Source organism: Saccharothrix sp., from assembly GCF_031180885.1.
Taxonomy (GTDB): domain Bacteria; phylum Actinomycetota; class Actinomycetes; order Mycobacteriales; family Pseudonocardiaceae; genus Actinosynnema.
Genome location: NZ_JAPSLK010000063.1, coordinates 24,544 through 43,767 on the forward strand (window position 1 = coordinate 24,544; position 19,224 = coordinate 43,767).

The following is a 19,224-nucleotide window of genomic DNA, read 5'->3' on the forward strand; positions in this document are numbered from 1 at the left end:
GGATCGGGTAGGACTTGCGATCAGTTGGTTCAGACCACTGGAGGGACCCGCATGACCGAGACCGTGCCCGGCTCCGACTACGGCGATGTCGTGCGCAACCACCTCACCCGGGTGGAGCAGCACAACGCGGCGGCGCTGGACGACGTCGCGGAGCTGGTCCTGGCCACCGTGCGCGCCGACGGCACGATCCTCGCCGCGGGCGCCGGCCACTCGCTGGCCGCCGTCGCCGAGACCTTCTACCGCGCCGGCGGCCTGGCCTGCGTGCGCCCGGTCTACCACCCCGAACTGCTGCCCATGCACGGCGCGATCAGCAGCACCGCCGCCGAACGCCGGTCCGGCCTGGCCGCCGAGGTGCTGCGCGACGCGGGCCTGGCCGCGCACGACGTGCTGTTCGTCTTCTCCACGTCCGGTGTGAACCCGTACCCGGTGGAACTGGCCGTGCACGCCGCGGACTCCGGTGTCCCGGTGGTCGCGGTGACGTCCCTGGCCGCCAGCGCCGCCGCACCGCGCCGCGCGGGCACCACGTTGGCCGAGAACGCGACCGTGGTGCTGGACAACCTGGTGCCGCCGGGCGACGCCACCTACCCGATCGGCAACCCGGTGACGGCGGCCGTGTCGACGGTGGCGACCGCGTTCCTGTGGAACCTGCTGCTGGTGCGGCTGCTGGACAAGGCGGCCGAGGCCGGCGTCGCGCTCCCGTTGTGGCGCAGCGCGAACGTCGAGGGCGGCGACGCGGCGAACTCCGACCTGTTGCGCAAGTACCAGACCCGCATCCCGCAGTTGGGTTGAGTACGAATACGCACGATTCCTCCACACGCCGCCGCTAGCCTCCGGTGGCGAAGGGGGAAACGTGAACAACAAGACCAAGCGCTGGGTGCTGGCCGGGGGCGGGCTGACGGCGGTCGCGGTGATCGCGGCCGGGGCGATCGTGCTGACCTCGGGGGCGAGTCCGACCACCACACCGCCGGTGCCCACGGTGAGACCGCTGCCCGCGCCGGCCGCGCAGGAGTTCGTCAGCGCGCTGATGGCCGGTGACGCGACCCGTGCCGCGGCGGCCACCGACGCCGCCGCGGCATCCGAGCCGATCCTGCGGAAGACGTTGCAGGACATGAAAGGCGTCGAGTTCCACGGTCGGCTGGGCACCGTGGCGCCACCGCCCGAGTCGTCGACGACCACCACGGTGAACCTGGACGTCACGTGGTCGGTGCCGGACAAGACGGCGGTCAAGTACCCGACGACGGTCGAACTGCGGTTGGTCGACGGGAAGTGGCGGGTGCACTGGGCGCCGACCGTCCTGCACCCGCAGCTCGCCGACGGCCAGACGCTGGCCTACCTGCCGACCTCCGGCGACGGCGCCCTGCTCGACCGCAACGGCGCGCCGGTGATGCCCGACCTGGCCCCGTTGGTGATGCAGTCGGTGCGCAAGGAGGTCGGCGACCGCACCGGGGTGCCCGGCTGGCAGATCGCCGGGCTCGACGCCGCGGGCGTGCCGGTGCTCGTGGTGCAGGAGAAGAAGGCCGAGGCGAAGCAGTCGCTGACCGTGACGCTCGACCCGGCGGTGCAGCGCGCGGCGCAGGCGGCGGTGGACCCGGTGGCGCAGGGCGCGGCGATCGTGGCGATCCAGCCGTCCACGGGCGAGATCCTCGCCGTGGCGCAGAACTCCGTCGCCAGCGCCAACGGCCTGATCGCGTTGCAGAACTGGTACGAGCCGGGGTCGACGTTCAAGATCGTCACCACGGCGGCGGCGATCACCGCGGGCACGGCGTCCGTGGACACCGCGGTCGAGTGCCCGGGCAAGAAGACCATCGGGACGCGGCAGATCACCAACGACGGCCAGTTCGACCTGGGGACGGTGTCGCTGCGGGAGGCGTTCGCGGCGTCGTGCAACACCAGCTACAGCCAACTGGCCGCCGACCTGCCCGCCGACGCCCTGCCCCGCGCGGCGTCGCTGTTCGGGCTGGACGCGGACTTCACCGTCGCGGGCATCACCACGAACACGGGCAAGGTGCCGGCGGCGGCGACCGTGCCGGAGCGGGTCGAGGCGGGCATCGGTCAGGGCAAGGTGCTGACCACGCCGTTCGGCATGGCGCTGGCGGCGGCGACCGTGGCGCGCGGGAGCGTGCCGACGCCGCAGTTGATCCGCGAGATCCCGACGACCGGCGGCACCGGGCGCGCGCTGCCCGGGAACGTGGCGTCCGCGCTGCGCACCATGATGCGGGGTGTCGTGACCGGCGGGACCGCGACCGAGCTGGGCGCGCTGGGCGACGTGCGCGGCAAGACCGGGACGGCCCAGCACGGCGACGGTTCGCGCTCGCACGGCTGGTTCATCGGCTACCGCGGCGACTTGGCGTTCGCCGTGCTGGTCGTGAACGGCGACACCTCGAAGGTCGCCGTCAGCACAGCGGCAACCTTCCTCCGCGGCTTCTAGCCTTTTCGGTCACAGCCCTGACCGGCCTTTGGGTCACACCGGTGGCCGGCCTTTGGGCTCACACTCCGGCGGGCGCTTCGTCGAACTGGGTCCGGTACAGCTCGGCGTAGCGCCCGTCCGCCTCCAGCAGCTCGGCGTGCGTGCCCCGTTCCACGACCCGGCCGTCCTCCACGACGAGGATCTGGTCGGCGGCGCGGATCGTGGACAGCCGGTGCGCGATCACCAGCGCGGTCCGGCCGCGCAGCGCCTCGGTCAGCGCGGCCTGGACCGCCGCCTCGGACTCGGAGTCCAGGTGGGCGGTGGCCTCGTCCAGGATGACCACGCGCGGCCGGGCCAGCAGCAGCCGCGCGATGGTCAGCCGCTGCCGCTCGCCGCCGGACAACCGGTAGCCGCGCTCGCCGACGACCGTGTCCAGGCCGTCGGGCAGGGATTCGACCAGTGGCTTGAGGCGGGCGCGGTCGAGGGCGTCCCACAGCTCGTCCTCGGTCGCGTCCGGGCGCGGGTAGGAGAGGTTGGCGCGGATCGTGTCGTGGAACAGGTGCCCGTCCTGGGTGACCACGCCGACCGCCGCGCGCAGGTCGTCGAAGGCCAGGTCGCGGACGTCCACACCGGACAGCCGCACCGCGCCCGCGTCGACGTCGTACAGGCGGGGCACGAGCGAGGCGATCGTGGACTTGCCCGCGCCCGACGACCCGACGAGCGCCACCAGTTGGCCGGGCTCGGCGTGGAAGCTGATGCCGTGCAACACTTCCTCGCCGCCACGACTGTCCAAAGTGGCCACTGATTCGAGCGAGGCGAGCGACACCCGGTCCGCCGCCGGGTACCCGAACCGGACGTCCTCGAACGCGACCGACACCGGCCCGTCCGGGACCGGTCGCGGCTGCGGCTTCTCCTCGATCATCGGCTTGAGGTCGAGCACCTCGAAGACCCGCTCGAAGCTGACCAGCGCCGTCATGACGTCCACGCGCGCGTTGGCGAGCGCGGTCAGCGGCGTGTAGAGGCGGGTGAGCAGGAGGGCGAGCGAGACGACCGTGCCCGCGGCGAGGTCGCCGGTCAGCGCGAGGTAGCCGCCGAGCCCGTAGACGAGCGCCTGGGCGAGCGCGGACACCAAGGTCAGACCGGTCATGAACCACCGGGTGGCCATCGCCGTGCGAACCCCGATGTCCCGCACCCGAGCCGCCCGCTCCCCGAACTCGTCCACTTCCGCCTCGGGCCGCCCGAACAGCTTGACCAGCGTGGCGCCCGGCGCGGAGAACCGTTCGGTCATCTGCGTGGTCATGCCGGCGTTGAGCACGGACGCCTCCCGCTGGAGGTCCGCCATCCGGCTGCCCGTGCGGCGGGCGGGGAGCACGAAGACCGGCAGCAGCACCAGCGCGAGGGCCGTGACCTGCCAGGAGAGCGTGAACATCACGCCCAGGGACAGGCCGAGCTGGATGACGTTCGTGACCACTCCGGACAGCGTCGAGGTGAACGCCCGCTGCGCGCCGATCACGTCGTTGTTCAGGCGGCTGACCAACGCCCCGGTGCGGGTGCGGGTGAAGAACGCGACCGGCATCCGCTGCACGTGCTCGAACACGACCCGGCGAAGGTCGTAGATCAACCCTTCCCCGATCCGCGCCGACTGCCACCGCTCCACCAGCCCGAGCGCGGCGTCCACGATCGCAATCCCGGCGATCGCGACGGCCAACCAGGCGACGACCGACACGTCCCGCCCACCAACGATCGCGTCCACGACCCGCCCCGCGAGCACCGGCGTACTCACCGCCAGCACCGCCGACACGACCGTCAGCAACAGGAACACGACCAACTTGGCCCGATGCGGCCGAGCAAACCCGACAACCCGCCGAAACGTCCCCCGCCGAACCGCCTTGGGCGTACCGGACGCCGCCATCGCACTGCGCATCAAGCCCCATGTGCCATCCACGACACAGGAGAACGCGCAGGTCGGCTTACGGCTTCCCGCTACCGGGTCACCGGTTGTCCGCTGTCGGCGTACCCACGACCCGCCCCCTGCCCCCGCGTTCCCCGGCCCGTCCCCGCCCCCGCGTTCCTCCCTCTACGGGACGCGCGAGCCGCCAAAAGGTCGCGAATCCGACATGTCCCCGATCGGGTGACGTTGGCCCACCCACCCAAACCCCACCGCAACCCCACACAACACCGCGCACCGCACACCCACACCGCCCCGCACACCGCGCACCGCACCGCCACACCGCACCGCACCGCCACACCGCACCGCACCGCCACACCGCACCGCACCGCCACACCGCACCGCACCGCACCGCACCGCCACACCGCACCGCACCGCCACACCGCACCCACACCACGCGCTCCGCCGGGCCAGGCCCCCGCACCACACCGGGCACCCACACCGCACTGGGCGCCACGCCGGACCGGCCACCCGCACAACGCCCCGCCGGGCCAGGCACGCCGCGCCCCGCCGGGCCAGGCATCCCCGCCCAGCCGCGTCCGCACCGCGCTGGGCATCCCCGCCGGGCCGAGTGCGAGCACCAAGCCGAGCGTCCCCACCGCACCAGGCCTCCACATCGGGCCCAGGGCACCACCGCACCGAGCGTCCGCGCTGGGCGGGGCGTCGACACCGGTCAGGCGAACGACCCGTAGAGCCGCCACCCGCGCGCCGCTGTCCGAGCCGCGAGCGCGGCCAGGTCGGTCAGGTACGCGAGCGCGTGCTCCTCGGTCAGGTCATCGCCGTCTGCCTGTCGCAGCCGCGCCCACCGCCGGGCGAGGTCGGCACGCTCCTCCGCGTCCGCCGCCGACAGCCAGTTGATCACCTGGTCGGACACGCCGATCACGAGTGCGTCGTCGTTGTGGATGGGTGAGGCCGGGCGCGGCCTGTCGTCGAGGCCGGTTGGGCGACCGGTGTCCTGGTGATGGGGCTGACCCACTTCCCACGGCGTCGTCCGGGTACTCCGCTGCGCTCTCGATGGCGTCGAACGTGCCACGGGTGCCGAAGGCCCGCACGCGGCAGCGGTTTCGTTGTTGGGCGCGGTGAAGAAATCGGTCGACGGGGCGTTCGGGGTCATCGGGTTGTCGGCCTTCTGGGTACCTCAACCCCTCCCGCCCCCGCGTTCCTCCTTCTACGGGGACGCGCGAGTCGGGGAAAGGTCGCGGATCCGGCATGTCCCCGATCGGGTGATGTTGGAGGGGCCGGGCGTCGGTGCCTTCAATGTGCTGGTCAGGGGGCGGACAGGGGGGCGTTGGTCAGGAGGTGGGGGTGCCGGTGGCCAGGGCGGTGAGTTCTGTCAGGCGGCGGACCTGGGCTTCGCGTTCTGCCTGGAGTTGGGACTGTTCGGTGGCGCCCTCGGCGGCGTGGGCGATCAGGGCGAGGGTTTCGCGGACGGCGCCGGGCATGGGGCGCAGGACCTGGGCCACCAGGTCGTCTACCGCCGCGTCCAAGCGGTCGCCGGGGACGACGTGGTTGACCAAGCCGATGCGCTCGGCCTCCTCGCCGCCCACCCGGCGACCGGTCACGCAGATCTCGGCCGCCCTCGCGTACCCGACCAGCCTCACCAGCGGCAGGGTGCCGCCCAGGTCGGGCACCAGGCCGAGGGAGGTCTCGGCCATGCAGAACTGGACGTCGTCCGCGGCCACGCGGAAGTCGCACGCCAGCGCGAGTTGGAAGCCCGCGCCGATGGCGTGCCCGTGGACGGCGGCGATCGTCACCCGGTCGGGGTCGCGCAGCCAGCGGAAGCCCTCCTGGAACTCCGCGATCAACGCCGCGCCGCCTTCGGGTCCGCGAAGGGTGATCTCCGCCAGACCCGGCTCGCCCTCCACCGGGGCACCGGAGAACATCCGCCGGTCGAGACCGGCGGAGAAGGCACGACCGGAGCCCCGGACGACCACGACGCGGACGTCCGGGTCCAGCTGCGCGCCGATCGTCCGCAACGCCGCCCAGGTGGACGGCGTCTGTGCGTTGAGCACGTCGGGACGGTCGAGCGTGATCGTCGCGCGCGGTCCGTCGACGACGAGCCGCACGCCTCCGCGTTCCAGCAGGCCGGCGTCGATGGTGGTCGGTGCCGACATGCGCGATACCTCCGGGTTCAGGTCGGCGCCGTCTCTCCTCGACGCCTTTTGTTACCGGAGGGTAGCTTACTTCTTCTTCGTGCGGGTGGCGCCACCGCGACCGCGCAGCTGCACACCGGACTCGCTGAGCACCCGGTGCACGAAGCCGTAGGAGCGTCCGGTGGACTCCGCCAACGCCCGGATGCTCGCGCCCTTTTCGTACTTCTTCTTCAGGTCAGCGGCCAGCTTGTCCCGCGTGGCGCCGGTGATCCGGGCGCCCTTCTTCAGGTCAGCCACCTTGTCCCGCCTTCCGTAGACAGCAGGTCGGGCCGTGAAAGCCCCTGTCGTCGCAATGATCGAACACGGCGACCAAGAACGCCAGGCGATCATGCGAAAAGATCGGCGAGCGGTCGATCGGGTGAGGGGCGAACACGGAGAGTGGATCTCCCGTAATGGGACTGAAACCTCTGGCTCAGGCCAACTGCACGAGTTCCAGGTACTCCTGCGACCAGTGGTCCTCGGTTCCGTCGGGCAGCAGGATCACCCGCTCGGGCTCAAGGGCCTCCACCGCTCCGGGGTCGTGCGTGACCAACACGACCGCGCCCTCGTAGCGGCGCAGCGCGTCGAGCACCTGCTCGCGGCTCGCCGGGTCGAGGTTGTTGGTCGGCTCGTCGAGCAGCAGCACGTTCGCCGCGCTGGACACCAGCCCGGCGAGCGCGAGCCGCGTCTTCTCGCCACCGGAGAGGGTGCCCGCCGGCTGGTCGAGCTGCTCGCCGCTGAACAGGAACGTGCCCAGCAACGAGCGGAGCTGTTGTTCGGGCACGTCCGGCGCGGCGTGGCGGATGTTCTCCCAGACCGTGGCCTGGTGGTCGAGGGTCTCGTGCTCCTGGGCGAAGTAGCCGAGCTTCAGGCCGTGACCGGGGATGACCTCGCCCGTGTCGGGCTGCTCCATCCGCCCGATCAGGCGCAGCAGGGTCGTCTTGCCGGCGCCGTTGAGGCCGAGGATCACCACGCGCGAGCCCCGGTCGATCGCCAGGTCGACGCCGGTGAACACCTCCAGCGACCCGTAGGACTTGCTCAGGCCCTCGGCGGTGAGCGGGGTCCGGCCGCACGCGGCGGGCTGCGGGAAGCGGATCTTCGCGACCTTGTCCGCCTGGCGGGTCTCCTCCAGGCCGGACAGCAGCTTCTCGGCGCGGCGGGCCATGTTCTGCGCGGCCACCGCCTTGGTCGCCTTCGCCCGCATCTTGTCGGCCTGCGCCATCAGCGCGCCGGCCTTCTTCTCGGCGTTGGCGCGCTCACGGCGGCGGCGCTTCTCGTCGGCGGCCCGGGCTTCGAGGTACTTCTTCCAGCCCATGTTGTAGATGTCGATCTCGCCGCGCGTGGCGTCGAGGAACCACACCTTGTTGACCACGTCGTCGAGCAGTTCGACGTCGTGGCTGATCACGACCAGCCCGCCGTCGTGGTTCTTGAGGAACCCGCGCAGCCACGCGATCGAGTCGGCGTCGAGGTGGTTGGTCGGCTCGTCGATCAGCAGGATCGTGCTGGACTTCGCCCCCACGCCCGCCTCGGACGCGGCGAACAGGATTCGCGCCAGCTCGACCCGGCGGCGCTGACCACCGGACAGGGTCCGCAGCGGCTGGGCGAGGACGCGGTCGGCCAGCCCCAGGTTCGAGCAGATGCGCGCGGCCTCGCTCTCGGCGGCGTACCCGCCGAGCGCGGCGAACCGCTCTTCGAGCTTGCCGTACTTGCGCACGGCGGCCTGGAGTTCGTCGTCGTCCACCAGTTCGGCCATGGTGGACTGCATCTTCTCCATGTCCCGCAGCAACTGGTCCAGGCCGCGCGCGGACAGCACGCGGTCCTTGGCGATGACCGACAGGTCGCCCTCGCGCGGGTCCTGCGGCAGGTAGCCGAGGTCGCCGGTGCGCCGCACGTCGCCCGCGTAGGGCTGACCTTCGCCCGCGAGGACGCGCAGGGACGTGGTCTTGCCCGCGCCGTTGCGGCCGACGAGGCCGATGCGGTCGCCGGGCTGGACGCGGAGGGTGGCGTCGGACAGCAGGATGCGCGAACCGGCGCGCAACTCGAGATCGGTTGCGGTGATCAAGGCGGGACTCCGAGTGGATTGTGGTCGTGCGGGGTCGACGGTGCTGCGGGTCGCGCGCACCGGACCTACTCGATCAAGACCACCACACGTCCAGTCTACGGGTCGGCCGCCACAGGATTAGCCGCGTGTGTCCACCGGCATACATTTCGCGCATGACGACGAGCATCGAGGGCACGGACGCAGCGGGTGCGGATTTCGCGGGCAGGGTGGCGCTGGTCACTGGTGCCAGTCGGGGCATCGGGTACGGCGTGGCGCTGGAGTTGTTGGCGCGTGGGGCGTCGGTGACGATCACGTCGCGCAAGCCGGACGCTGTGACGGCGGCGGCGCAGTCCTTGGCGGCAGAGGCGGGTGTGCCGGAGTCGCGGGTGCTCGCGGTTCCGGGCAACTCGGGTCGCGCGGACGACCGCGAGGAGGTCGTCACGCGGACGATCGAGCAGTTCGGCCGCCTGGACGTGCTGGTGAACAACACCGGCATCAACCCCGTCTTCGGCCCGCTCATGGAGGCGGACCTGGGCGCGGTGCTGAAGATCTTCGACGTCAACGTGGTCGCGGCGCTCGGGTTCGTGCAGTTGGCGTGGAAGGCGTGGATGCAGGAGCACGGTGGCGCGGTGGTCAACGTGGCGTCGGTGGGCGGTCTGCGGTCGACCGGGGTGATCGCGGCGTACGGAGCCAGCAAGGCTGCCTTGATCCGGCTGACTGAAGAGCTGGCGTTGCAGTTGGGCCCGAAGGTGCGGGTGAACGCCGTCGCGCCGGCGGTGGTGAAGACGCGCTTCGCGGAGGCGCTCTACACCGGCCGGGAGGAAGAGGCGGCGCAGCACTACCCGATGAAGCGGCTCGGGTCGCCGGAGGACGTTGCCCGACTGGTGGCGTTCCTGGTGTCGGACGGGGCGTCGTGGATCACCGGGGAGACGGTTCGCGTGGACGGGGGTCTGTTGGCGACCGGCACCCTCGCCTGACCCGCCGAACCTCGCCCCAGGCGCACGGGGCACGCCGTTCGCGGCGAGCGGTTCAGCGCCCGTGGGGGACGGCGGTCGCGGCGAGCGGTTCAGCGGGACGGGACCAGTGGAGCTGTGGACTGGGGTGCTGTGGACAGGGGTGGCGTCGACAGGGGTGGTGTGGCGGATGGGACCTGCGGGGCTGAGGTCGCGTCTGGGGCGGAGCTGGCTTGGGGTGCGCCGGGGACCGAGGGGAGAGGGGTTGGGGTGACCTGTGGCGGGGGTGGGGCGGTTGGGGGGTGGCTGGGGGTTGGGGCGAGGGAAGGGTGGCTGGGGTGGTTGGGGGGTGGGGGTGTTGAGGTTGAGGTGGACGGGGTGGTGCCGGTGCCGGGGGTGGGGTCGGTGGTCGGTTGGTTCAGGGCGAAGCCGGCTGCGGCTACCAGGGCTGTGGTGGTCAGGGCGCTGCTGACCACGGCCAAGCGTCGGCGGCGGGTGCGGATGCGGTGGCCGTGCCACACGATGTCGATCGGGCCGAACGTGCTCGGCCTCGGCTTGACGTTCAGCTCGTCGAACAACTCCTTCAAACGGTCCTCAAGCACCGCGTGACACCTCCTGCCACAGTTCCTCGTACGCCGGACCCAACCGCCGCCGCAACGCCTTCAGGCCGCGGTTGGTGTTGCTCTTGACGGTGCCGACCGAGCAACGCAGCGCCGCGGCCGTCTCGTCCACGCCCAGGTCGTGCCAGTACCTGAGCACCAGGACCGCGCGCTGCTTCGCCGGCACGGACCGCAGCGCCTCCCACACGACCAACTTGTCCTCGCTCAGCACCGCGGCCTCGGGCTGCTCGGGCAGTTCGCTGCGCAACTGCTCCCGCCGCCACCGCACCCGCCGCCGCTCCGCGATGAACGTGCGCACCACGATCCTCCGCAGGTAGGGCTCCAGGCCCTCGCGCCGGACCAGCTTCGGCCCGGCCAGGTACAGCTTGAGGAACGCGGCCTGCACCACGTCTTCGGCCTCGTGGTGGTTGCCGCACAACAAGTACGCGGTGAAGCGCATCGAGTCGGCGCACCGGTCGAAGTGTTCGGTGAACTCCGCGTCCCAACTCACGCCGTCATCGCCTCGGGGTCGGGGCGGGCCGGCCCACCGAGGGCTCGACGGGGGTGGTTGGGAGCGGGGTCACCGCGATGGGCGGCGCCGTGGGTGCGGGCGTCGCCGACGGCGGAGCGGGCGGGGCCGAAGGCGCCGGCGTGACCTGCGGGGCGGAGGGCGGCGGGGTGACCGAAGGGGCGGAAGGTGCCGGCGTGACCTGCGGCGGTGTGGGCGCGGGGGTGTCCGACGGAGCCGGTGTGACCGCCGGCGCGGAGGGCGCCGGGGTGACGGCGGGCGCGGACACGGTGGGAGCAGGGGGTGTGGTCGGCACCGCGGACGGGGTCGGCTCGCCGGACGCGCCTGCCAACGCGGGCACGGCGATGGCGATACCGCCGACGACGACCGCACCGGCCGCCAGCACGAGTCGAGTGCGCATGACCTGCTCCTTCGCTTGGTGGACCACCTCCTCGTGGGGCCCTTCACCCCTATCCATGCGGTCGGGTCGACTGGGGGTTGTCACGAGTTCGATCAATTCTTCCGAGGTGGCGAAACGGACCATGGTCCGCTAGTGTGGCAAAAAGCGGACTGCGGTCCGAATAAGCGAGAACGCCAAGAGCCGAGGAGAACCATGGCCAAGTTGATGCACATCTCCGCCTCGCCCAGGAACAGCGACTCCGAGTCCCTGGCCATCGCCGCGACCTTCGTGGACGCCTACCGCGAGGCCCACCCCGGCGACGAGATCGAGCACTGGGACCTGTGGGACGGCACCCTCCCCGCCTTCGGCCCCACCGAGACCGACGCCAAGATGACGCTCGTCCGCGGCGGCACCCCGACCGGTGAAGCGCACGAGGCCTGGGAGGCCGTGGTCGCCGCGTTCCACCGGTTCGACGCCGCCGACCGACTGCTGTTCAGCGTCCCCATGTGGAACGCCGGCATCCCGTACGTCCTCAAGCAGTTCATCGACGTCGTCTCCCAGCCGGGCCTGCTCTGGGGCTTCGATCCGCAGACCGGCTACCTGCCGCTGCTCCAGGGCAAGAAGGCCGCCGTGGTCTACACCAGCGCCGTCTGGGCCCCCGGGCTCCCGCCGGCGTTCGGCACGGACTTCCAGTCCACCTTCTTCGACGACTGGCTGCGCTGGGCGGGCATCACCGACATCACCGCGATCCGCCACCACCCCACCGTCCTGGGCGACGTCGAGGACTCCCGCCAGACCGCGACGGCCGCCGCCCGGGAGGCCGCCAAGACCTTCTGACCAGCCAAGACCTTCCGACTAGTCACGGACGACGATCTCCACCGCCCGAGCGCGCCGGGCGGCCTCGTCCAGCACCGCCCGCCGCGGCTCCGGCACGTCCAGCACCCGCGGCGAGGCCAGGGCGAACACCGGGGCCAGCCGCCGGTCCGCCCGCAGCACGTCCAGCGCCTGCCGGTCACCGCCCAGCACGACCGCGTCCAGCGACCCCAGCACGGGCAGCAGCACCCGGGCCACGTCGTCGGCCGCCGCCGCCAGCGCCACCCGCGCCTGCCCCTCCCGCCGCCGGGCGAAGCGCTGCTGCGACCAGCCACCCGCCTTGTTCCGCCCGTGCACCTGCCGGCTGTCGGTCGTCGAGGTCACCACGGACCCGTCCACCGCCACCCCGATGCTGTGCCCGCCCAACCGCACCAGCACCAGCCCGATCCGCCGACTGGCCAGCGCCTGGGACAGCAACGGCTCCAGCACCAGACCTTCGAAGTCACCCGCAGGGGTGAAATCCCCGAACGCCGAGGCGACCGCGGCCGACGCCCCGTCCACCGCCGTGACCACGAACGACGAAGCACTGACCGAGGTCCGCAGCACACCGCCGTGCCGAGCCGCGAAGCGCGAGAACCACCCGTCCAGGCGCTCGGGCTCGACCTCCACCGCCCGCCCGCCGCCGGAGACCGGGCGGACCTTGCTCATGCCGGCGCCACGGCCACCCACACCGGCAGCGGGTGACCGCACTCGGCGGGCGAGAGCCGCTGGACCGCGCCGAACCCGGCACCCGCCAGCTCGTCGGAGATCTGCTCGGCGGTCAGCACCCGGTGCCGGGTGGCGACGGTGTTCGCGACCTCCCAGGACGTCTCCCCGCGCACCAGCCGCACGACCTCCAGCGCGTAGGACTCCCCGTCCGCCGCCCAGTCCCACAGCTGCACGGTGACCTGCCGGTCCTTGCCCCGCCCGGACACCCGCGGCGGTGGCGCGGTGGGCCGCAACCGGCTCAACCGGTCCAGTTCCGGCACCGCGGCCACCAGCAGACCGCCGGGCCGCAGCGCCTGCCGGGCCAGCACCAACGCGTGGGACAGCGCATTCTCGTGGGCCAACCGGGGCAGCAGGTCGTCACCCGCGCGCACCACGTCCACCCCGACCGGCGCCGGCTCGCGCACCACGTCCAGCAGGTCGACCACCTGGTGCTCGCCCGCGCCGAGGACGGCGGCGGCCACCTCGCTCAGCGGGTCGTCCGGCACGGGTACCAGGTCGGTCACCGGGCACACAGTAGGGCCAACCGATCGGGTTACGCCAAACGTGCTGTGGTGACCGCGTAACGCAGCGCGGCCACCACCACCGCTCAACCGATCCCGAAGGGGGTCGGTACCACCACCTCCGGCATCTCGTGCACAATGTTACCGGCGGGTTTACAGATTCCAGACCACAGGCAATCACCACTTGACAGATCGAGTGCCACCCCAGTGAACTCGTGACCCGTATGGACCAACCATTGACTCCACCTGGTAGGCACCACCGCACTGCGTTGGCGGGTAGGGTCACTGGGGCGTGATCTAATGACAGCGGGGAGTCACAATGACCAACGCTGCCGGTCGACCCAACCTGTCCGTCGACGACCTCGACTCGACGGGCCACGGCAGTCTTGCGCAGCTCCTGACCACGGGACCCTTCCCCGAGGCGCTGAGAGCCGCGATCAAGGCCAGCAGGTTGAGCCTCGACCGCATCCAGCACAGGCTCGCCCTGCGCGGGGTCACCATCAGCGTCGCCACGCTGAGCTACTGGCAGTCCGGCCGACGCCGACCTGAGCGACCCGAGTCGCTGGAGGCGCTGCGCCACCTGGAGACCGTGCTGGGCGTGCCGCAGGCTGGCCTGTCGGCGCTGCTCGGGCCGCCGCGCCCGCGCGGCCGGCGGTCCCGGCCGACGACGATGATGCCGATCGACGCCCTGTGGGCGCGTCGCGAGCGAGTCGCCAACCTGCTGCAGAAGGTCGACACGTCCTCCGACGTCAAGCTGGGCCGGATCAGCCAGCACGACCGCATCGAGATCGCCGCCGACGGCGGCCAGCGCTCGGTGTGGGTGCGGCAGATCCTGCGCGCCGAGCAGGACGGCCCGGACCGCTGGGCGCTGGTGTTCGAGACCGAGGAGTCCGACGTCCTGCCGGACGTGGTCAACCTGCGCAACTGCCACCTCGGCCGCTACGTCGAGGACACCGACGCCAACATCATGGTCGCCGAGCTGATGTTCGACCGCCCCCTCGCGCGGGGCGAGACGATCATCATGGAGTACGAGCTGCTGTTCGCCGAGGGCCACTACCCGGCCGGCAACAACACGTTCGCGCGCAAGTTCCGGCTGCCGGTGCGGGAGTACGTGATCGAGGTGCGCTTCGACCAGTCGTACCTGCCCGCGCGCTGCCAGCAGTTCAGCGTCCCGGCCGGCGACGACACCCCGTCACGGCGGCGCAACCTCGCGCTGGACGCGGCGGGCGGCGTGCACGCGGTGGCGCTGGGCTTCGGCCCGGGCGTGTTCGGCATCCGCTGGGAGTGGCCGAAGTAAAGATCGCGTTGCCGGCCCGAAGTCGCGAAGGCCCCCGGACACCGGTCCGGGGGCCTTCGTCGTACCAACGGTTTGCGCCGTTCGGCGGACCGGCCCCGTGGCACCGGGGCCGGTCCGTCAACCAGTTTTAACCGCGGTCGATCAGACGTAACCGTTGATGTGCAGCGACACCGCCCGGATGGAGCCGCGGTCGGCCGCCACCTGGTCCACCACCTTGAACGTCCAGGTCCCGTCGACCGGTTCGGCCAGCAGCGCCGCCAGCGGGCTGTTGGGCCGCCACGTGCCGGTGAACGGCGCCAGGCTCGCGGTCACCGACGAGTACGCCTTCGCGGCCGAGTCGTCGAACACCACCTGGCACAGGTTCGCCCCGGTCCCGCCGCTGCGCGAGAACAGCGTGGCGGTCGCGCCGGACGGCGAGGTCAGCGTGCCGACCAGGTCACCGGAGAACGTGTGGTCGATGCCCACCGTCGTGGCCCCCTCGACGGCGGAGCAGGTCGCGCCGTCCACCGAGAAGGTCAGCTTCGACCCGCGCCCGACCCCGGTCACCGGGATCTGCACCGACGCGCCGGTCGCGTCGTTGTCCGGGATCGCCACGACCGGGCCGCTGTAGGCGAAGTGCTTGGTCTCCCGCGACGGTTCACCGACCGGCACGTTGAACGTGCTGGACGTTGGCGAAGTAGAACCGGCGAAAGTTACGCGAGCGTCCAACCGCACCGGAACACCCAGCTGGGCCGACGCGGGCACGGTGACCTTGAACGTGTTGGTCACGGTCTGCCCGACCTCGACCGTGCCGTAGAACTTCGACCGCGGCGCGATGGTCACGCCGGCGGTCGGCGAGGTCAGCACCAGGCTGGTGGACGTCGCCGTGCCGTCGCCGACGTTGGTCACCGGCAGGGTGACCGTCGCCGTCGTGCCCGGCTTGAGGTACTGGCTGCCGTCGGCGTCGTTGACCACCGAGGGCTTCTGCGCCTTGGCCAGCGGCTGCGGCGACGCGCCCGTGTAGGCCAGGACCAGGTCGGCGCGCACGATGCCCGCGCCGGTCCGGTTGTCCACGCCCGCCTCGGCGATGTCCAGCGCGGTCGCGGTCAGCGCCTCGCGCACCTCGGCCGGGGTCAGGGTCGGGTTGCCGGACAGGATCAGACCCGCGATCGCCGCCGCGTTCGGCGCGGACGCCGACGTGCCGAAGAACGGGTTGAAGCCGGTCACGGAGGTGGCGACGCCGTCGGCGGCGGTCAGGTCCGGCTTCTGCCGCACCTCCTCGCGGGGCGTGCCGTCGGGCGCGAAGAACAGCTTGCGCGGGCCGTCGGAGGTGAACCGCTCCGGCTTCTGCGTGCTGTCGTACGCGTTCGGGTACGGGCCGCGCGGGTTGGCCGGGTCACCGGGTTCCAGGTCGAACGGCAGCGGGTTGTTCGCCGGGGCGGCGGCCACGCTGATCGCGCCCTTGGCCGCCGAGTGGCCGCGGGTCACGCCCGAGGTCGCGTAGGCCTTGAGCCCGTCGGCGGAGTCCTTGAACCGGCCGCCGAGCGCGGACAGCGACAGGTACTGGTCCTCGCCGCGGAACTTCACCACGGCCAGCCGCAGACCGGTCGCGCCGGCCGGGGTTTGCAGCCGCTCGTACGGGTCCTGGACGCCGTCCTGGTTGTTCTGGCTGAACGCGACCACGTTGCCCTGGGCGTTGGCCAGGTACAGGTCGTAGTCGTTGAACGACGACGCCAGCGGGTCGGTCCAGAACAGGGTCACCGGCACGTTGCCCGAGCGGTCGGACAGCGGGTTGAACACCTGCTTCGCGCCCGGGTCGGGGTTGAAGTCGTGCGCGGTGCCGGCGAACTTGCCGATGCCCACGCCCGAGTCGACGAACCGGCCCTCCCAGTGGCCGGAGGTGCCGTCGGCGATGTTGCCCTCGTTGCCCGCGGAGGAGAAGTACACCGCGCCGGCGGCCACGACCTCGTCCACGGCGCGGGCGATCACGCCGTCCTGGAACGGGGATTCGTTGAAGTAGAGGATGTCGTCCACGATCACGTCGCAGCCCAGCTGGAAGCGCAGGCCGCGGATGTTGTCGGCGAAGCTCGCGTCGCCGTTGATCGCGGTGGCGAAGCCGAGTTCGGCGTTGGGCGCGATGTCGTGGAGGATCTCCAGCATCGCGGTGCCCTCGTTGCCCGAACCCTCCTGGCTGGTCAGGACGTCCACGGCGGGCAGTTCGCCGGCGGTCTGCGAGGCGAGCAGGCCGTCCACGCCGTCGGAGATCGCGCACAGCTTGACACCGGTGCCGGTGACGCGGTGGGTCTGGCGGGCGGTGTCGGCGGCGTGCGCCCGGTCGCCCTCGCCGACCTTGGGCGCGGCGACCTTGGCCGACAGCGCGGCCAGCGTGCGCTCCTCGACCTCCCTGGCCTTGTCCTCCTTGGACGGGACCTTGGTGTCCTTCGGGTCCTGCTTGTGGAAGGACTTCCACTCGACGGCGGTCTCGACGCGGCGGACGTCGGCGCGCCCGGCCAGGCCGCTCAACGCGGAGAGCGGGACCTGCGCGCGGACGGTCTTGCCGTGGGTCGAGGTGGAGCGGATCGCGGCGCCGGTCCCGCGGACGGCGGCGACGAGGTCGTCGGTCACCTCGTGGGCCCGGATGTCGACCAGGACGGTGCCGCCCGGCCCGACCTTCACGCCGGTGTTCAGGTGCGGGACCTTGCCGATGCCGCCGGGGTTGGCGCGGCGGCGCTGCTCCACCAGCAGCGCGCTGTCCATTTTGGACTCGGCGGCGGACGCCGACTTCTTGATCTCCTGGAGCGCGGCGATCTGCAGCGCGGTCTTCTGCTCGACGCCCTTGGACGCGTTGGGCGGGTCCGCCGACGCGGGGGTCACCGCGCCGAGCAGGGTCAGCAGCGCGGCCCCCGCCGCGAGCACGGTCTTTCTTCGGGATCTGCGATTCGGTGAGCGCACAGGCGTCTCCCCCAGTTTTCGGGCGTGCCCCCGACGCACGCGGCCGGCGACCGGATGTCTCCGATCGGAGGGGTCAACGTATTGCGCACGGATACTTACCGTCTGCCACCGTTCGGCCTACTTCTCAGACGGTAAGACCCATCACAGTTCACAGTACAAATGCGTCCGTCCACAGCTGACCGGTTCGTCCGGACACCGCGTCGAGCAGGGCGGCGGCCTGGTTGTCGGTCAGCGAGGCCACGAAGTCCACCACCGCCCGACCCCGCGCGAGCGCCCGGACGGCGTCCGGTCCGGACGGTCCGTCACCGGTCGCGCCGACCAGGGTGCCGGGGTCGGTGCGCGCCAACGCGGTGTACTCGGTGGTGGCGAGTTCGATCAGGTCGTGCAGGCGGCGCGGCAGCCGGTCCGCCTCGTGCCGGTCGGTCGCCCACTGCTCCAGCGCCTCGACGAGCGCGGTGAGCAGGCGGGCCTGGCCGCGCTGGTGCAGCGCGAGGTCCGGGCGCAGCAGCACGAACCGGCGGTGCACGAACTTGAGCACCTGCACCTCGTGCCACTGGGCGGTGGCCAGGACTACGTGCCCGGAGCGGGTGGTCGGTTCCTCGATGACGCCGACGGAGTCGACCAGTCGGCGCGTCCACCGGGACGAGAAACCGGCTACCGCTTGTTCGGCTTCGACGGACCCGTCGAAGGGGACGGCGAGCAGTCCGTCGACCAGTTCGGAACGAACCTTCGCGACCGCGTGGGCGAACGCGCCGTCGTCCACGGCCCACGAGTCCTTGGCGTGCAGGCGGCGGCGCAGGGTCTCCAGGGACCGGCCGGGGCGGCGCTGCTGGGCGGCCAGCTCGGCGGCGCTCAGCGCGGCGAGGTCGAGGGCCTGGTCGAGCCAGGTGTTGAGTTCGGCGGAGACGGTGGCGTGCTGGAGCACGCCGACGCGGTGGAAGTCCTCCAGGTCGTGGATCGCGTAGGCGATGTCGTCGGCGGTGTCCATCACGGACGCTTCGACGGTCTGCTGCCACGGCTCCAGGCGGCCGGTGTAGAAGTCGCGGACCTGGGTCAGGTCGTCGAGTTCGGTGACGTAGGTGGAGAACTTCGCGGCGCCCGTGCCCGGCGCGTCCGGCGGTTCGGCGGCGCCGCGGGGTGGGGCGGGCAGGTCGCGCGGGTGCGGGGTGGGGTAGGACAAGCGGGTCCACGGGTACTTGAGCATGGCCGCGCGGACGGCGACGGTGAGGTCGAGGCCGAGGGCTTTGGGTCCCCGGACGTCGGTGGTGGTGACGATCCGGAAGGACTGGGCGTTGCCCTCGAAGCCGTCGGACAGGCCGAACCGGTGCCGGGCCAGGCGATCGAGGACCTGTTCGCCGAGGTGCCCGAACGGCGGGTGGCCGAGGTCGTGCGCGAGCGCGGCGGCTTCGACGACGTCCGGGTCGCACCCGCCGAGCTTGTCTATGACGCCGACGAGTTCGGGCCGGGTGTTGAGGCGTTCGGCGATGGCGCGGGCGGCTTGGGCGACTTTCAGGCTGTGCGTGAGCCGGTTGTGCACCAGCAAACCGGACCCGGTGGAGCTGACGACCTGGGTGACGCCGCCGAGGCGCGCGAAGAACGGCGAGCTGGCCACGCGGTCGCGGTCGACGCGGTAGGGGCTGGTGGCCAGGTCGGCCGTGCCACCTCCGCCGTGGCCGGACCTGCGGAGCGTTCGGGGGTCGTGGTCGCGGTGCATGGCAAGAAAGTAGTCCGCCGGCGGGGCCACGGCACTCTTGGAACGCAAAAAGCCCTTAGGGGCACCCGACAAGTCAGGTGCCCCTAAGGGAAAGAAAGTTCGGCGGCGTCCTACTCTCCCACACCCTCACGAGTGCAGTACCATCGGCGCTGGAAGGCTTAACTACCGGGTTCGGAATGGGACCGGGTGTTCCCCAACCGCTATGACCACCGA

Annotated in this window: 17 protein-coding genes and 1 rRNA gene; 6 read left to right on the plus strand and 12 right to left on the minus strand. The window is 71.7% G+C overall.

Annotated features, from left to right (window positions below):
- Positions 1 to 51 precede the first annotated feature (51 nt).
- The gene (locus tag RIN75_RS37890) at positions 52 to 789 is read left to right on the plus strand and encodes an SIS domain-containing protein (protein WP_309116923.1); all 738 of its coding nucleotides are present in this window, start codon (positions 52 to 54) and stop codon (positions 787 to 789) included.
- Between the two features lie 61 nt (positions 790 to 850).
- Entirely contained in the window at positions 851 to 2,428 is a 1,578-nt protein-coding gene (locus tag RIN75_RS37895) for a penicillin-binding transpeptidase domain-containing protein (RefSeq protein WP_309116924.1), read from the plus strand.
- A 58-nt stretch (positions 2,429 to 2,486) separates the two neighbouring features.
- Here RIN75_RS37895 and RIN75_RS37900 read toward each other — a convergent pair whose 3' ends face one another.
- The 5 genes from RIN75_RS37900 to RIN75_RS37920 all read right to left on the minus strand — a co-directional run bounded on the left by RIN75_RS37900 (position 2,487) and on the right by RIN75_RS37920 (position 8,549).
- On the minus strand, positions 2,487 to 4,352 hold the full coding sequence (locus RIN75_RS37900) for an ABC transporter ATP-binding protein (protein WP_309116925.1): 1,866 nt from the start codon (positions 4,350 to 4,352) through the stop codon (positions 2,487 to 2,489).
- A gap of 676 nt (positions 4,353 to 5,028) precedes the next feature.
- Complete coding sequence (locus tag RIN75_RS37905) at positions 5,029 to 5,238, minus strand: hypothetical protein (RefSeq protein ID WP_309116926.1); 210 nt, start codon at positions 5,236 to 5,238, stop codon at positions 5,029 to 5,031.
- Positions 5,239 to 5,647: 409 nt separating this feature from the next.
- Positions 5,648 to 6,469 carry an enoyl-CoA hydratase/isomerase family protein gene (locus RIN75_RS37910; RefSeq protein WP_309116927.1) on the minus strand — a complete coding sequence of 274 codons (822 nt, stop codon included), beginning with the start codon at positions 6,467 to 6,469 and terminating at the stop codon, positions 5,648 to 5,650.
- A gap of 66 nt (positions 6,470 to 6,535) precedes the next feature.
- A complete protein-coding gene (locus tag RIN75_RS37915; protein WP_015103570.1) occupies positions 6,536 to 6,745 on the minus strand; it encodes a helix-turn-helix domain-containing protein in 210 nt (69 codons plus the stop codon).
- A gap of 175 nt (positions 6,746 to 6,920) precedes the next feature.
- Positions 6,921 to 8,549, minus strand: a complete 1,629-nt coding sequence (locus RIN75_RS37920; protein ID WP_309116928.1) for an ABC-F family ATP-binding cassette domain-containing protein — start codon at positions 8,547 to 8,549, stop codon at positions 6,921 to 6,923.
- 152 nt (positions 8,550 to 8,701) lie between these two features.
- Between RIN75_RS37920 and RIN75_RS37925 the strand changes: the two genes are divergently transcribed.
- Together RIN75_RS37925 and RIN75_RS37930 are read left to right on the plus strand one after the other, a co-directional pair.
- The gene (locus tag RIN75_RS37925; protein WP_309116929.1) at positions 8,702 to 9,505 is read left to right on the plus strand and encodes an SDR family oxidoreductase; all 804 of its coding nucleotides are present in this window, start codon (positions 8,702 to 8,704) and stop codon (positions 9,503 to 9,505) included.
- Between the two features lie 429 nt (positions 9,506 to 9,934).
- Positions 9,935 to 10,090 carry a hypothetical protein gene (locus RIN75_RS37930; RefSeq protein ID WP_309116930.1) on the plus strand — a complete coding sequence of 52 codons (156 nt, stop codon included), beginning with the start codon at positions 9,935 to 9,937 and terminating at the stop codon, positions 10,088 to 10,090.
- On the opposite strand, the gene RIN75_RS37935 is transcribed toward RIN75_RS37930, so the two are convergent.
- A complete protein-coding gene (locus tag RIN75_RS37935; RefSeq protein WP_309116931.1) occupies positions 10,076 to 10,591 on the minus strand; it encodes a SigE family RNA polymerase sigma factor in 516 nt (171 codons plus the stop codon). The two genes, RIN75_RS37930 and RIN75_RS37935, sit on opposite strands and share 15 nt — an antisense overlap.
- Before the next feature lie 4 nt (positions 10,592 to 10,595).
- Entirely contained in the window at positions 10,596 to 11,009 is a 414-nt protein-coding gene (locus tag RIN75_RS37940) for a hypothetical protein (protein WP_309116932.1), read from the minus strand.
- 192 nt (positions 11,010 to 11,201) lie between these two features.
- Here RIN75_RS37940 and RIN75_RS37945 point away from each other — a divergent pair, with 192 nt between their 5' ends.
- Positions 11,202 to 11,825 carry an NAD(P)H-dependent oxidoreductase gene (locus RIN75_RS37945; protein ID WP_309116933.1) on the plus strand — a complete coding sequence of 208 codons (624 nt, stop codon included), beginning with the start codon at positions 11,202 to 11,204 and terminating at the stop codon, positions 11,823 to 11,825.
- An 18-nt stretch (positions 11,826 to 11,843) separates the two neighbouring features.
- On the opposite strand, the gene RIN75_RS37950 is transcribed toward RIN75_RS37945, so the two are convergent.
- Positions 11,844 to 12,509, minus strand: a complete 666-nt coding sequence (locus RIN75_RS37950; protein ID WP_309116934.1) for an acVLRF1 family peptidyl-tRNA hydrolase — start codon at positions 12,507 to 12,509, stop codon at positions 11,844 to 11,846.
- Entirely contained in the window at positions 12,506 to 13,072 is a 567-nt protein-coding gene (locus RIN75_RS37955; RefSeq protein WP_309116935.1) for a hypothetical protein, read from the minus strand. The genes RIN75_RS37950 and RIN75_RS37955 overlap by 4 nt, the downstream gene beginning before the upstream one ends.
- A gap of 316 nt (positions 13,073 to 13,388) precedes the next feature.
- Here RIN75_RS37955 and RIN75_RS37960 point away from each other — a divergent pair, with 316 nt between their 5' ends.
- A complete protein-coding gene (locus tag RIN75_RS37960; protein WP_309116936.1) occupies positions 13,389 to 14,366 on the plus strand; it encodes a helix-turn-helix transcriptional regulator in 978 nt (325 codons plus the stop codon).
- A gap of 141 nt (positions 14,367 to 14,507) precedes the next feature.
- Here the strand turns inward: RIN75_RS37960 and RIN75_RS37965 are convergent, their stop codons facing one another.
- The 3 genes from RIN75_RS37965 to rrf form a co-directional block, all read right to left on the minus strand.
- Complete coding sequence (locus RIN75_RS37965; RefSeq protein WP_309116937.1) at positions 14,508 to 17,261, minus strand: S8 family serine peptidase; 2,754 nt, start codon at positions 17,259 to 17,261, stop codon at positions 14,508 to 14,510.
- A 184-nt stretch (positions 17,262 to 17,445) separates the two neighbouring features.
- Positions 17,446 to 19,011, minus strand: coding sequence for a dGTP triphosphohydrolase (locus RIN75_RS37970; RefSeq protein ID WP_309116938.1), 1,566 nt, complete (start codon positions 19,009 to 19,011; stop codon positions 17,446 to 17,448).
- A 97-nt stretch (positions 19,012 to 19,108) separates the two neighbouring features.
- A 5S ribosomal RNA gene (gene rrf / locus RIN75_RS37975) occupies positions 19,109 to 19,224 on the minus strand.